This is a genomic window from Peribacillus sp. RS7 (assembly GCF_041956845.1).
In the GTDB taxonomy this organism is placed as follows: domain Bacteria; phylum Bacillota; class Bacilli; order Bacillales; family DSM-1321; genus Peribacillus.
Genome location: NZ_CP168135.1, coordinates 3078521 through 3092788, shown reverse-complemented (window position 1 = coordinate 3092788; position 14268 = coordinate 3078521). Strand labels below are relative to the sequence as shown.

The 14268-nt window shown below is 40.7% G+C and carries 15 protein-coding genes; 6 read left to right on the top strand and 9 right to left on the bottom strand.

All coding sequences use genetic code 11. The features are described from left to right. The first annotated feature begins 78 nt into the window (after nucleotides 1-78). The 3 genes from ACDZ29_RS15505 (at nucleotide 79) to ACDZ29_RS15495 (ending at nucleotide 2607) form a co-directional block, all read left to right on the top strand. A complete protein-coding gene (locus ACDZ29_RS15505; protein WP_375088105.1) occupies nucleotides 79-711 on the top strand; it encodes a DNA-3-methyladenine glycosylase in 633 nt (210 codons plus the stop codon). Between the two features lie 68 nt (nucleotides 712-779). Then, nucleotides 780-1073: a hypothetical protein gene (locus ACDZ29_RS15500; protein WP_375088104.1), complete on the top strand. Its 294-nt coding sequence runs from the start codon at nucleotides 780-782 to the stop codon at nucleotides 1071-1073. A gap of 361 nt (nucleotides 1074-1434) precedes the next feature. Next, entirely contained in the window at nucleotides 1435-2607 is a 1173-nt protein-coding gene (locus ACDZ29_RS15495; RefSeq protein ID WP_375088103.1) for a LysM peptidoglycan-binding domain-containing protein, read from the top strand. Between the two features lie 182 nt (nucleotides 2608-2789). Here ACDZ29_RS15495 and ACDZ29_RS15490 read toward each other — a convergent pair whose 3' ends face one another. The 3 genes from ACDZ29_RS15490 to ACDZ29_RS15480 all read right to left on the bottom strand — a co-directional run bounded on the left by ACDZ29_RS15490 (nucleotide 2790) and on the right by ACDZ29_RS15480 (nucleotide 5446). Then, complete coding sequence (locus tag ACDZ29_RS15490) at nucleotides 2790-2918, bottom strand: hypothetical protein (RefSeq protein WP_375088102.1); 129 nt, start codon at nucleotides 2916-2918, stop codon at nucleotides 2790-2792. Continuing rightward, nucleotides 2905-3108, bottom strand: coding sequence for a hypothetical protein (locus ACDZ29_RS15485; protein WP_375088101.1), 204 nt, complete (start codon nucleotides 3106-3108; stop codon nucleotides 2905-2907). Before ACDZ29_RS15485 ends, ACDZ29_RS15490 begins: the two co-directional genes overlap by 14 nt. A 664-nt stretch (nucleotides 3109-3772) precedes the next feature. After that, a complete protein-coding gene (locus ACDZ29_RS15480; protein ID WP_375088100.1) occupies nucleotides 3773-5446 on the bottom strand; it encodes an alpha-keto acid decarboxylase family protein in 1674 nt (557 codons plus the stop codon). 372 nt (nucleotides 5447-5818) lie between these two features. Here ACDZ29_RS15480 and ACDZ29_RS15475 point away from each other — a divergent pair, with 372 nt between their 5' ends. Then, nucleotides 5819-7222 (top strand): sigma-54-dependent Fis family transcriptional regulator, encoded by a 1404-nt coding sequence (locus ACDZ29_RS15475; protein ID WP_289318470.1) that lies wholly within the window; start codon nucleotides 5819-5821, stop codon nucleotides 7220-7222. Between the two features lie 75 nt (nucleotides 7223-7297). Here the strand turns inward: ACDZ29_RS15475 and cobT are convergent, their stop codons facing one another. The 4 genes from cobT to ACDZ29_RS15455 form a co-directional block, all read right to left on the bottom strand. Further along, the gene (gene cobT, locus ACDZ29_RS15470; protein ID WP_375088099.1) at nucleotides 7298-8344 is read right to left on the bottom strand and encodes a nicotinate-nucleotide--dimethylbenzimidazole phosphoribosyltransferase; all 1047 of its coding nucleotides are present in this window, start codon (nucleotides 8342-8344) and stop codon (nucleotides 7298-7300) included. A 127-nt stretch (nucleotides 8345-8471) separates the two neighbouring features. Then, nucleotides 8472-9020: a signal peptidase I gene (gene lepB / locus ACDZ29_RS15465; RefSeq protein ID WP_289323896.1), complete on the bottom strand. Its 549-nt coding sequence runs from the start codon at nucleotides 9018-9020 to the stop codon at nucleotides 8472-8474. Nucleotides 9021-9289: 269 nt separating this feature from the next. After that, complete coding sequence (locus tag ACDZ29_RS15460; protein ID WP_375088098.1) at nucleotides 9290-9997, bottom strand: nitroreductase family protein; 708 nt, start codon at nucleotides 9995-9997, stop codon at nucleotides 9290-9292. Between the two features lie 114 nt (nucleotides 9998-10111). Beyond that, complete coding sequence (locus tag ACDZ29_RS15455; protein ID WP_370014032.1) at nucleotides 10112-10528, bottom strand: Rrf2 family transcriptional regulator; 417 nt, start codon at nucleotides 10526-10528, stop codon at nucleotides 10112-10114. A 311-nt stretch (nucleotides 10529-10839) separates the two neighbouring features. Between ACDZ29_RS15455 and ACDZ29_RS15450 the strand changes: the two genes are divergently transcribed. Further along, nucleotides 10840-11805 (top strand): bile acid:sodium symporter family protein, encoded by a 966-nt coding sequence (locus ACDZ29_RS15450; protein WP_375091151.1) that lies wholly within the window; start codon nucleotides 10840-10842, stop codon nucleotides 11803-11805. A 120-nt stretch (nucleotides 11806-11925) separates the two neighbouring features. Next, complete coding sequence (locus tag ACDZ29_RS15445; RefSeq protein WP_375088097.1) at nucleotides 11926-12471, top strand: NADPH-dependent FMN reductase; 546 nt, start codon at nucleotides 11926-11928, stop codon at nucleotides 12469-12471. 123 nt (nucleotides 12472-12594) lie between these two features. On the opposite strand, the gene ACDZ29_RS15440 is transcribed toward ACDZ29_RS15445, so the two are convergent. Beyond that, nucleotides 12595-13380 carry an SDR family oxidoreductase gene (locus tag ACDZ29_RS15440; protein ID WP_375088096.1) on the bottom strand — a complete coding sequence of 262 codons (786 nt, stop codon included), beginning with the start codon at nucleotides 13378-13380 and terminating at the stop codon, nucleotides 12595-12597. Nucleotides 13381-13395: 15 nt separating this feature from the next. Beyond that, nucleotides 13396-14250 carry a RhaT/GlcU family sugar-proton symporter gene (locus ACDZ29_RS15435; RefSeq protein WP_375088095.1) on the bottom strand — a complete coding sequence of 285 codons (855 nt, stop codon included), beginning with the start codon at nucleotides 14248-14250 and terminating at the stop codon, nucleotides 13396-13398. Nucleotides 14251-14268: the final 18 nt, after the last annotated feature.

Here is a 14268-nt window from a genome sequence, read left to right as displayed (position 1 = left end):
CGGCCTTTTTAATCCCTTCATGTTTCTTTTTCATTGATAAGGGAATTTTACCTGTATGAGACTAAATGGAGTGATACTATGAACAAGATAAACCATTCAATTTTACCTGCGGATTTTTATCAGCAGCCCACGCTTGAACTGGCAAAATCCCTTCTTGGCTGCCTGATTGTAAAAGAAACAGCGGATGGAACCGCTTCTGGATTCATTGTTGAAACAGAGGCCTATATGGGACCTGTGGACAGGGCCGCACATAGTTTTGGAAATAGAAGGACAAAACGGACGGAAGTGATGTTCGGAAATTCCGGTTTGATATATACATACGTCATGCACACACATACACTGGTCAATGTCGTAAGCGGCGGACCTGAAAATCCGGAGGCCATTTTAATCCGGGCGATTGAACCCTATTCAGGGCTCGAGTTAATGCATGAAAGACGCGGAAATGCCGATATACGAAAATGGACCGATGGACCAGGGAAGCTAACCAAGGCACTAGGCATCACCATGGATGATTATGGTCGATCTTTTACGGTTCCTCCGCTTTATCTTGCTGCCGGAAAGCAGCCTGAACACATATCCAGCGGCCCCCGCGTCGGAATTGACAACTCCGGTGAAGCAAAAGATTATCCGTGGCGTTTTTGGGTTACCGGCAACCCGTTCATATCTCGCAAGAACCTAATTAATAAAGGGGGACCGAAAAAACCCGAGTGACCTTATCCCCTCTAAGTAAGCAGTATAAAAGGCTACAGGTAACAGGCCTCTTTTTGCCTGTTGCCACAATGGACTCCAATATCGTAGAAAAAAAAGGACTTCATTTCCCGGTGTATGATGATTCGGATGAATATAGCCAGCATCAATTTCTGCAGCCGGATACAAGTCTTTATTATGGCAAGGATGACTATTTAACTCTAATGGATCATTCGCTCCAAAGCTTGGTTGAACGTGATAGTCTTCATTTAACCAATAAAAACTATCTTAATGATTTAGAAGCCATCTATTACTCTCCTGGAAAGTTCTCCGGCAAACAAATTACGTTAACCGGGTTTTCGTACAATTCAGATGAGCTAGCCTGATGATCCCTACGTTTATAGACAATATTAAAAAATCAATCATGAAAAGGTAAGGATATGTTATTCTTACCTTTCTTTTTAATTACTCCAGCTCAAACTTCTTCAAGAAGAATAGTCATCCATTCATTCTGCCATATCCTTCATCTTTGAATCTATCTTTGCACATCTCAACTTACCTGTAATTAATATAATTTACACTTTCATAATTGCACTTGAATCCACTAGATGTGACAGATCTACAAAATAACCTGAAAAATGACGAAAAAGTTGAATTTTATTTATATGGGTCATGTTTTTTATATGCCTTACCTTTATAATATAAATGCTACATATTTTTTTACCACATCAGGAGGAACTTTCCTAAATGAACAATTCGAAAAACTCTTTCATTCTTGCAGGAACTATTATAGGTACCCTTATCGCCGGCACCTCTGCTTATGCTGGTTCTTATCAAGTTAAATCAGGGGACACCCTTGATAAAATCTCTAAAGCTAATCATACAACTGTGCAACAATTAAAATCTCAAAACCATTTGACTAGTAACCTTATTTTTCCCGGCCAAGTCTTGAAGGTTAATACCCTTAATACCCAGACTAAAAATATAGATAAAACCGAAAAATATGTGGTTAAACTGGGAGATACTTTATCCAAAATTGCAAAAAAATATAACCTTTCCCTTAGTGCCCTGCTAAAGTTAAACACTAATATTTCTAATTCGGATCGCATTTATATTGGCCAATCCATCCGGGTTTCCGGACAAGCACCTGCATCCAGCTCTACGGCTAAAAACAGTCAATCTAATGCTACATATACAGTCAAATCCGGGGACACCCTGGACAAAATTGCCAGAATCAATAATATGACTATCCAACAATTAAAGTCTAAAAACCATTTGACTAGTACTCTTATTTTTCCCGGCCAAGTCTTGAAGGTTAATACCCTTACCAGCAAACCGAATAATAGTAAAAATACAACAGAAGTTTATGTGGTTAAATTAGGGGATTCCTTATCAACAATTGCTAAAAGATATAACCTTTCCCTTAGTGCATTACTTAAAATAAACCCTAATATTTCTAATTCAAATCGTATTCGAATAGGCCAATCCATCCGTGTTTCTGGGAAAGCCTCGGCATCTGCAATTAAAAAACCGTCCAAAGCGACCAAAGCGGACCAAGTTTTGGCAGCTGGCGCTAAATACATGGGAGCCAAGTATGTTTACGGTGCAAGCACTTCACGCACTGACGTATTTGATTGCTCTTCATTCACATTAAGGGCATTCCAAAGAGCAGGTGTTTCCTTACCTCGAAATTCAGTGGCACAATCACACGTTGGTACAACTGTATCTTCGAAATCCCTCCAAAAAGGGGATTTAGTATTTTTTGATACCAATAATGATGGTGTAATCAATCATGTGGGAATTTATGCCGGTAATGGTCAGATGCTGAATGCTTCCACATCTAAAGGTGTGTCCTACGCTAACATTAACAATTCTTACTGGGGACCTAGCTTTGTAAAGGCAGTCCGAGTTCTTAACTAAATAACGATATGACAACAAACAATTTTTGGCTATAAAACTAACTCTATAGTCCTTGATAAAAGAGCAAAAAAGCGTGTATTGATAAAATATCATACACGCTTTTTTGCGTATTATAATGTCAAATAGCCGCCAACTGGCGTTATGGCTTATAACCCTTCTCATTATCTTTTTTGAATCCATCATCACTCGCGCATTAACCTTTGCATCTCCATAATCGCATAATTAAGTTGTTTACTGATACGGACTCCTTCCAAGCTTGATAATTCCTTTCGTTCAGCTATTTCATCCTTCTTTTTTCTATGATAGGTCATCGTTTGTTGTAATAACCAGGCTTTTCTTAATAACATTCTCATCACCTGCCTGTCTTGTTAGATGTTTTTCCTGCATTTCCACTTGCTTTTTTTGAACTTTTTCTTCAATAATATCTATGAACAACTGATTATTGCTGAGATTTTCTTTATTCGACTCTATTAACCGCACTAATGATATATTTTTACGCATTTTTGTGCCCCCTTATCTACAGAAATAGCCAGCTTTAAAAAGAATGGTTTTCTCTACTTAGGAAAAATATATTCCCTATTACTTCGTGACATTTTCATAATACTCTTAATTTAAAAATTCTTGGTTTCAATTTTGAAATGCCAGTGACCAATACTGGTATTATCATGACGGATATATTCTGTTTACTTTTACAACTCGCCATTCTTGTCCTTGATCGGGCTAAACACGGGTAAATATAGTAAGCCCCACAGAGGAAATTCACTGCCAATTCTCATTTATACTCGAAAAATTCAATTCTTAAACACTTTCCAGTATCGACTTTCCCAACAAAAAAAGGCCTCCATCACAGAAGACCTTTCGGACTGTAGACTAATAAGAAGAGCAGGTTTGCCTACAGTTTTTTACTTTTAAGTTCCAGCTGATTTCAGAAATCCGCTCCCTTTCCACCTACTGTCTGCCAAGCCCCCTCGCTGAAAGCGCCTGTGGGGTCTCGGTTAGCCAGTTTCCCCGCAGGAGTGTCGCAAATTTCTTCAATCTAGTGAGGTTTCATAAAACAGTAAAAACCCATAAAGTATAACCCAGTCTTAATCAGGTGGTGTGAGACACTTACGAACCCATTTTGTCGGCAAACTGAAAAGCCTTCAATACAGAAGGCCTTTTGGCATTACTTTTGCTTCTCTTGCTTTTCAAGATACTGCCTTATTTTTTGCAAATAATCCGGTGCATCCATTTGATTTTTCACGACCAATTCTATAAGGCAAAGTTTCTCGGCGTTCATATCCTGAGCATTTGTGATGGCATCATCCAGTTCACCATTCGTCTCGACTCGTGCTGTGAATGCCTCTTGACCAAACGCTTCAGCCAGTTTTGTATAATCCCACTCTGGTATCTCGTTGTATTTCTGTTTTTCTATATCGACCTTTACGTTTAAGAATTTTTCTATCGTATAGCCGTTATTGTTGAGGATGAACACGATGGGCTTGCAGCCGTTCTCCAGCATCGAGCTTATTTCCTGTACTGTCAGCTGTATCGAGCCGTCACCGGTAAACAAAAGAACACGTCTGTTTTTATCCGCTATACAAGCCCCGAAAGCGGCGGGAGTCGCATATCCGATGCTCTGCCAGCCTCCCTGTGCAATATAGGTCGCCCCTTTCGGCAATCTGACCTGTGACATGCCATAAGAGAATGTTCCTGTTTCCGTGACCACAATGTCATTTTCCTTCAACATTTGCTGAATCCGTGGATAATAGGAAGCCGCTTCCAGTTGTGCTGTTGGGTCTTCAACCATTGTGTCATACGGAAACGAGATGGTTCCAACAGATTCGTTCTGCCGGTAGCTGGTGTCCTGGAGGGCATTTAGAATTTCCTCAGCCCTGACATTCATATAACTGGCTTCTCCCACTTTTAATGTGTCAGGTTGAATTTCCACCATTTTCAGCGGGTTAAGCTTTGCTGTCCCTTTGGAAGTATTTACGTCTGACCAAACAGCACCAACGGCTATGATGAAATCCGCTTCTTCAACAGTCTGAGTTACATCCTTACTTCCGAAAGCTCCGCCGTATACACCAATATACTGGGGATGACTCTCATCAAATCCGCCTTTCCCCTGCATTAACGAAGCAACTGGAACATTTAACCGCTCAGCGAGCTGCAGTACGGGTTTCTGCAGGTTATAACGAAGTGTTTTTACGTCGACAAGCAGAACCGCTTTGTTTACATGTTCTAACATTCCTTTTATATGCTCCATTGCTGACTGCAACGCACCGACATTCGTTTTGGCCATATCTTCTGAAGTCTCGCTGTGAGAAAGCAAAGGTTTTGTTACGAGATCTATAGCCACTACCAAATAAACGGGCTTTTTCTTTTCTTTCGCGATTCTGATTGCAGCCGGTATCTCCCTAGCTGCGTTTTCTGGTGTAAGAATTGCCGTATAACTGGTGATATGCTCATAAACCTTACGGAAAACATCAAAATCTCCATCCATTAACGTATGATGGGCAAGCTCCTTCTCCTGTTGCATCATGGACTTTGGCGAGCCGACAATATGTATGAGCGGCACATTTTCACTGTACGCACCAGCGATTGCATTACATGCGCTCATTTCACCGACACCAAAAGTGGTGATCAGTGCCGACATGCCCTTCACCCGGGCATAGGCATCCGCTGCATAACCAGCATTGAGTTCATTTCGTCCATTAATGAACTCAATCCCATCGTAATCTTCCAAAGTATCTAGCAATGAGAAATTATAGTCTCCGGGTACACCAAAAATCTCTGTAATGCCCTCTGCTTTTAAGCAATCGTATAAAAATTGTCCCAAGGTTCTGTTCCCAGCCAAGTCAATCACTCCTCCAATCGATTCATCTCTACTACTTTATTTATACCCAAACATAAGTAGGTTAACCGTATAAAAAAAGAGCGGGCTTCGCTTATCTATTACTCTATTCAACACTTTGATTGAAGTTAGTGAAGTCAACAAGGAATGGCGGTAACCACCCAAAGGGAAGAGGATGTTTTTAAAAGTGTTAAAGAAAATTTATGATTATCAACCATTCCAAAACAAACTACAACATCGGAGCGATTGTATACATTAAAATTGCCAATTTCTAAAAAATGATTCAATTTCAAATCAAAATGTCTGAAAATTCTTGATTTCGCCACTATTTTTGATTTATATTTGAATCAATCGAAAAAACGGACAAGGGGGAAAATGATGAGTGATAACAATGTGAAAAGAGTTTTGGAAACGATCATCAGCACATCGAATAATAATATTACCGTGACCGATGAAAAGGGATTCATTTTATTTACGAATCCTAACCATTGGTGGATTTATGGAATTGAACCCGACCATTATCTTGGAAAATCCGTTTACCAGCTAGAAACGGAAGGAATTCTTTCACCTTCGATTTCCGCCATGGTATTGAAAGAGAAAACACCTGTCCAGATCATGCAGCATACGAAGACGGGAAAAATCGTCATGTCGACTGCCTATCCCATCTTTGATGATGATGGTGAATTGATTCGTGTCGTCAGTTATGCTCAAGATCAAACTGAAATCAGGAACCTCCAGGATCAGTACGGTCAATTGGAGAAAAAGATTCAAGAATATCAATCGGAGGTCGAGGAACTTAGGGAGCAGGAAGAGCTGATCTATCGCAGCAAGGAAATGCGGCAAATCGCCAAAACGATACTCCGTGTTTCCAAAACGGATGCCACCGTCATGCTTCTTGGGGAATCGGGTGTGGGTAAGAGCGTCTTCGCCCGCCGGCTACATAATCAGAGTTACCGCAGCAAAGAGCCATTCATCGAAGTTAACTGCAGTACCATTCCAGAAAGTCTCTTTGAATCTGAAATGTTTGGATACGAGGCGGGATCCTTCACCGGTGCGCAAAAACATGGGAAGCAAGGGCTGATTGAACAGGCAGATAACGGAACCTTATTTCTGGATGAAATCGGGGAGCTACCCCTGGATATGCAAGTGAAATTATTAAATGTCCTGCAAGAGAAGACTTTTAAAAGAGTGGGAGGAAAAAAAGAGCATAAGATAGATTTCCGGCTTGTGACAGCAACCAATCAAAACCTTGAGGAAATGGTCGAAAAGGGAACTTTCAGGCTCGATTTGTATTACCGCTTAAATGTAATTCCCGTCCAAATACCGCCTTTACGAGAAAGAAAAGAAGATATTGCCATCTTGATCAATCATAATCTCGAAATCATCAACAAGAAATACAAGACAGATAAGAAATTGCACCCTTCCACTTACGAAATCCTTATTCAGCATAAATGGTCAGGGAACGTTCGTGAATTGGAAAATCTGATTGAACGGCTCATTTTGACCTCGGAAGACTCCATCATTTTCCCAGGCTTCCTCCCCTCCCATTTCCATGGACAAGAATCTTTGGAGAAAAAAGATGATACCCTAATGATCGAACATATGATGGTTGATGATCGTGATCTCAATACCGCTCTCGAACAAGTGGAGAAATGGATGATGATGAAAGCGAGTAAACAATGTAAATCCACATATGAAATGGCTAAATTCTTAGGTATCAGCCAGCCTTCCGTCGTTAGGAAAATGAAGAAATATAAAGGTCAACTACCCATTAAGTAAAAGAATATTTCACTGCAATCTCCCCTTTTGAGCATATAAGAAATAGGAGACCTTCACATGAAGGTCTCCTATTTCTTATTTATTTGACACACCTGCCGATTCAAATGTTGCCATTTCTTTTACCACCAATGTCGCTGCCTTAAGGATGGGGTATGCCACTGCGGCCCCTGTTCCTTCTCCGATTCTCATTCCTAAATCAAGGATAGGCTCCTTACCAAGCAATTCTATGGCCGTTCTATGACCTGGTTCTGCAGATCGATGTCCAATGAACATATAATCGGCTGCACGTCCGGAAAAAAGGTTGGCCAATACAGCAGCCGTGGTTGTAATGAAACCATCAACAAGAATGGGGATACGGTCATTCGCTGCAGCAAGCATGGCCCCTGTCATACCTGCAATTTCGTATCCACCGATTTTCATCAAAATATTGATTGGGTCATCAGGATTAGGTTTTCTTAATGAAATGGCTTCTTCAATTATTCTTTGCTTATGTAAAATCCCTTCAGACTTCAATCCTGTTCCCTGTCCCACTAGCGACTCGACACTTTTTCCGCTTACGACAGAGATGATGGCAGAACTGGATGTCGTATTACCGATTCCCATTTCACCAAGAATCAGGCAATTAACTCCACGGGCAATCATTTTCTGTGCACGGTCATATCCAATTTCAAGCGCTTGAATTACTTCTTCCTTTGTCATCGCATCTTCTTTATAAAAGTTTCTAGTTCCATTGCGGACTTTTTTCGAAGTTAACCCCGGTGCTTTGATTTCTGAATCGATCCCTATATCGACAATGTCCAAGCAAGCATCTATCGCGCGGCTGAATACATTGATGGCTGCTCCGTCATTCAGGAAATTGAGCGCCATTTGTTCCGTCACCTCTTTTGGATAAGCCGAAACCCCTTCTTCAGTAATTCCATGATCGGCTGCAAACACGATCACCCCTGGTTTCGAAATGTCCGGAAAGGCCTCACCTGTCATCTTGGCCAATTCGATTATCCATTCCTCAAGCCGTCCTAAGCTCCCCTGAGGAACAGTCAGGGAATCGACATGACCTTTTACCTGCCGTCCCATTTCTACATCCAGCATCGGGATGGAAATCGCGGCCAAACCCTTCGTCATATTAAAAACCTCCATTAATCAAAAATGAAAAACCTTAACCATCGGAAAAGGTTCTTATCAATCATCTGCTATAAATACAACTTAGTCCATATAATTATCCACTAAGCCTTCTCTCACTCGGATCCATTTATCTCGGCACCCCTATTTCATTTAATGGGTAGATACGAAACTTCACTTTCCCCACAAGTGATTCCTCCGAAATAAAACCAAATCTCCTTCCATCCCAGCTGTTCCTTCGATTATCCCCCATGACAAATAAATGACCAACAGGTACTTTGGATTTCCCAAGTAAATCATTCAAGGTGAAATTCTCCGTCAGATTTTCGTCAGGTGGAATTTCCTCCTTTTTTGTTTTCAAATATGGTTCTGTATACTTTTTCCCATTGATAAATAGGACATCATCTTTCATTTCAACACTGTCACCCGGTAAACCGATCACCCTTTTTATATACTTCTCATCCGCGTCCGGAGCATAAAATACGACCATATCGAAGCGTTCCGGCATTCCGACTTTAGTTACCACGATCCGGTCATCATTTTCATAAGTCGGCTCCATTGATTCACCTTTGACTGTGACTGGCGTAAATAAAAACTGTTGGCAAATGAACACGATCAGTAAAGCGAATAAGATAGATTTCAACCACGAGAACACTTCACTTTTCACTTCTTTCTTCATAACGGCTCCCTCCCATCCATTGTGAACGGCTAATATTGGCACGCAGCGTCAAGACCAATTCTTTAGCTCTTTTAATCCCTTAATGCTGAGCGGTCGGTGATTATAGAGGAGATACCCAAAAAGAAATATCTGGAAAAATTGTAACATATCCATTTATCGCTTGCGAGAATTAATCATTTTTATTAACAGGAGCGCAGAGCAACTCTAATATAGAAAAAAGGATAGCGAATTTCAGCTATCCTGGCTCCAAAAACCTTATATTATGAACCTTAGTATTTATTCCAAGTCAATATAGAATCGAGTGGCAAACGGACTTTTTCAAATCCTGCTTTAGTCCCTTTCCCAATGGAGATTAACATGACGGGTTTGAAGTTTTCCGGTACATTGAATGCATCAACAAATTGGGCTTCATCGAACCCTCCCATTGGTACTGTATCGTAACCTTTTGCTTTTGCAGCTAACATGATCTGCATGGAAACCAAGCCACCGTCAATCATAGCTACACTTAAAGCCTTTTCAGCAGAAAAGTTACCATAATTATGCATGATTGAGGCTACATATGGCTCTTTTATTTCATTCTTCATGATCCCCTTATTTACTAATTCACCATAAATCCGCTCTGCATTTTTGTACCCTTCTATATCAGCTAAAACGGCAATGACAGCAGAGGCATCAACAATTTGTTGTTGGTTATTTGCGATGGGCAGCAATTCTTGTTGGGTTTGCTTATCTTGAATCACAAGGAATCTCCATGGCTGCAAGTTGGAAGAAGACGGTGCTTGAATCGCAACATCCAGGATTTCACGAATTTCTTCTTCAGTCATCACGTATTCAGCATCGTATTGGCGAACAGATCTCCGTTCTTTTGCTACCGTAATGAAGTCTGTATCAGTAAGGACCTTCGGCTTTTCAAGCGGTATATTCAATTCTTTCGATTTATTTAGGTACTCTTCTTTACTCATTGTATTTTTTGTCATTTGTAATGACCTCCATTTAACTGTGTTTAATACAGAAACAGTATATAACGCATACTGTTCTTTTGTCAAATACAGTTCAAGAAAAACGAAACCCTGTTAGTTTCGTTTTTCACATTAAGATTTTGATAGTAAATCAGCAATCGTCTTCTTCTCCAAGCCCTGTATTATCCAGCTCTCCATCTCGTTTTTCAAACCGCATAAAGCTTCACGAGAAGATGGTTGAAAGCATTTTTTATCATTTACATCTAGGAAGCCTTTTGAAAAAGGTTCGGATTTAATTGCAGAGTATATATCCGCAAGTATGATTTGATCGGGATTTTTGGCAAGTGAATATCCTCCATCCCTGCCTTCCTTCGCTTGAATCAGCCCTGCCTTCACTAAATTACTTAATATTTTTCTAAGAAAACCCGACTCCGAATCAAGCTTATCGGCCAATTTAGTACTATTGCATAATCCATCATGATCAGCAAGTACAAGCAGAGATTGTACTGCAAGACTAAACCACATTATACTGGAAACCTTTTCTGACATTACTTTCACCTCACCTCTACTTTAAACTATTTTTCAATGAATATACAACGCTGCATCGAACAATCCTACCTAATCTCCTTTTAAAGAAGATTCATCTGAGCAAGCCTGCAGCTCTTTTTGGATCGATGGGAGTTCCAGCGCAGTGATAGTATATTGATAGGAACGAAGAATCTCCCACTAGACCTACCCTTCCAATAATGGTTTTCCATTCCAGACAAAAATAAATAAACAAACTGTTTGTCTTACAATATATCTTTTTTGGAATATGGTAAACTTACTTAATAGAATTTTGCTTAGGAAGTGGATGAATGATGCTGAAGTTAATAAATGAACAAATGGATAAAATTATGCCTCTCATCACGCCGATAAGCGTGGTTATTGGCATCTTGTTGGCCGAACATCTAATGGATTACACCTTTCTTGTTCCATGGATATTTGCCTTCATTACATTTTCCGGAAGTTTAGGCTCCAACTTTAAATCTCTGCAACGGGCAGTCACCCACCCTTTACCTGTATTCATCGTATTGATCATCCTCCACATACTTATGCCTATTTGGGCCTTTTTTCTCGGCCATTTAGTGTTTCATGGTGATGCTTTCACGATTACCGGCTTAGTGCTGGCTGTAGTAATTCCAACCGGTGTCACTAGTATGATTTGGGTATCGATGTATAAAGGGAATGCCGCACTTGCCCTAACCATCATCTTAATCGACACCCTTCTCTCACCATTCATCGTTCCTTACAGTGTTTCCCTTTTTGGAGGCGGTTCAATCGAAATGGATTCGGGGTCGATGGTGAAAGGATTGATCGGGATGGTCGTTGTTCCGTCCCTTCTTGCCATGTTCTTGAATCAGATTACAAAAGGGAAGATACCATATATACTATCCCCCCGCTTAGCTCCATTTTCCAAGATAAGCGTTGGAATCGTAGTCATATTGAATAGTTCAAAAATTGCGCCCTATTTAACACATTTCGACAAGAAATTAATGATCATGTCCTTCTTGGTTTTGTTCATCGCTGCTTCAGGCTATGCCCTTTCTTGGATGGTCGGTGCATGTTTAAAATGGGAAAAGGGGGACATCATCACCTTGACATTTACAGGCGGTATGCGAAATATCAGTGCAGGAGCCGTTCTTGCAACCACCTATTTTCCTGCTGCCGTCGCGGTACCAGTTGTACTTGGCATGCTGTTTCAACAAATGCTTGCTTCCTTTTTTGGCTATGTAATGGAGAAGCATTACCATCACGTTGTGAATGAGGGGCGATCCACCGAATGATTATTTCCTAAGCATCCTTTTTCCCTTTCATTTACATTCCAATTATAATAAGTAAGCGGAACATATTTACATGATTATTTATCCATTATCCATTACAAATTATAATTGGAGGTATTGAAGATGAAAGTTGTTGCAATAGTGGGAAGTATCCGTAAAGAATCTTACAACCTTAAGCTTGCCAAATATATTCAAACTAGATATCAAGATCTTTTTGAACTCGAAATCTTAAACATTCGGGATTTACCTTTTTATGATCAAGATATTGAAAATGATCCTCCATTAGTTGTAAAAGAATTTAAAAGCAAAGTGGCCGAAGCAGATGCAGTCTTGTGGGTAACACCAGAATACAATGGTACGATTCCAGGTGTATTGGGCAATGCAATCGATTGGTTATCACGTGTCGATAAAGTCTTGATTGGCAGACCTTCATGGATCATGGGTGCATCAATGGGGCAATTAGGTACGGTTAAAGCTCAATTGCATTTGCGTGAAATCTTATTCGCATTAGGCATCTCCTCCCCACTCCTTCCCGGGAATGAAGTATATGTTGGAGCCGTTCATGACAAAATCGATAACGAAGGCAGTCTTACACATGAGTCGACTGTCCAGTTTATAGATACTGTCGTCGATAACTTCATTAGCTGGTATAATCATCATACTCGTTAATGCTTTTTAAATCCCAGCAGGGTCCAATCCTGCTGGGATTCTTGTTGCATCATTTCATAAATGAGGGAATCAACTAGCAGTGTTCCTGCTAGATGTAATCCTGCTTTTTCCAAGCAGATACTTTCATCCTCTTCCCGCTTGGAATGAAGGGTATTTTGTCATACCGCCGTCAGCGAAGAGAGTGATGCCCGTTACATAACTGGATTCTGAAGATGCAAGCCATACAGCAACCGCGGCAATTTCCTCAGGCTTTCCGATATACCCCATCGGAATCATGCTTTCCAGATCCTTTTTCTTTTCGGGATCTTCAAGCTTGTCGGCATTTATTGGCGTGGCGATAGCTCCAGGACCAATGCTGTTCACACGGATCCCTTTTGGTGCATATTCAAGAGCCAAGGTTTCCGTAAGCAACTTCACACCACCCTTGCTTGCCGCGTAGTGAACGAATAAAGGCCAGGGAATCATCTCATGTACACTGGACATGTTTATCACATTCCCTTTAATATCGTTCTCTACAAAATACTTGATGGCTTCACGGCAGCCTAAGAAATTACCGGTTAAGTTTGTATCGATTACCCTATTCCAGTCGCTTAACGGCATCTCGTGAGATGGAACAGGGTTTTCTATACCTGCATTATTGATGAATATATCGAGTTTCCCGAACTTCTTTATCGCTGATTGAACCAGGTTAATCACATCTTCTTCAACGGTGACATCGCCTTTCACTGCGATAACTTCCCCGCCATTGGTTTTGATCTCTTCCAATACACTATCCGCTTCCTCTGAATTTGTGCGATAGTTAACGACTACCTTTGCCTTTTCCTGAGCAAAGCGAATGGCCATCGCTTTTCCTAAACCAGTGGATGAACCGGTTATAACAACGACCTTACCCTCTAAATCTGTATACATTTAATCACCCTCCAATTAACTTTTTGCCAATCCGAGCATAATCCCAGCTATGATAATCAAGATAATTCCAATGCCGATTCCAATTAGTTGGCGCTTCGTTTTCTTTTCACGTAAAATGATGATCCCGCCAATAGTTGATATGACAATGCCCATTTGAGAAAGGGAAAAACTCGTAGCCACTCCAACACGGGGCTGGGATATGAATAAAAACATGTTCCCTGCTGCCCATATCAGTCCCGGAATGATATTGCGAATCGTATACTTGTTAAACGGCTTATGTTTAAAGGTCAATAATAGACCGCCTATCACCATCCCGATCGCTTGAGGGAACAACGCTGACCAGCCATCAACATCAAAAAGACGGGCCACGACCACATAGACCAAATAACCGAATGTCGAGATGAGGAGAATAACAATTCCTTTCTTCAAGTTTCCCGATTTTCCTTCTTTTGATTCTTTATCTTCCAAGGAGGTCAAAACAATTCCTATAATAATGAAAACCAATGCCAAAACGCCTAAAATGACCGCTTTCTTTGTAGACCATTCGTGAAAAACAATGACCCCAAATAAAGTGGTTGAAATGAGCTGCAATCCAGTTGATATCGGCATCGTTTTGGAAACACCCATTAAATCGATGCTCTTAAGCTGATTAGCTTGTCCCACGGCCCAAAACAATCCAGAAACGACCCCGACACCAAATACCAATAGGGATAACTTAATATCGGCAAAAATATAAACACCAATTGAGAAAATCAAGGCGCCAATCGTTGTACCTAATGTTTGACTGTAGGGTCCTCCCCCCAGTTTCACATTAAATAGAACGATGCTTCCCCAGAATAATGCCGGCAAGAGAGCTAATAATATATCCATCTTCAACCCCCATATATG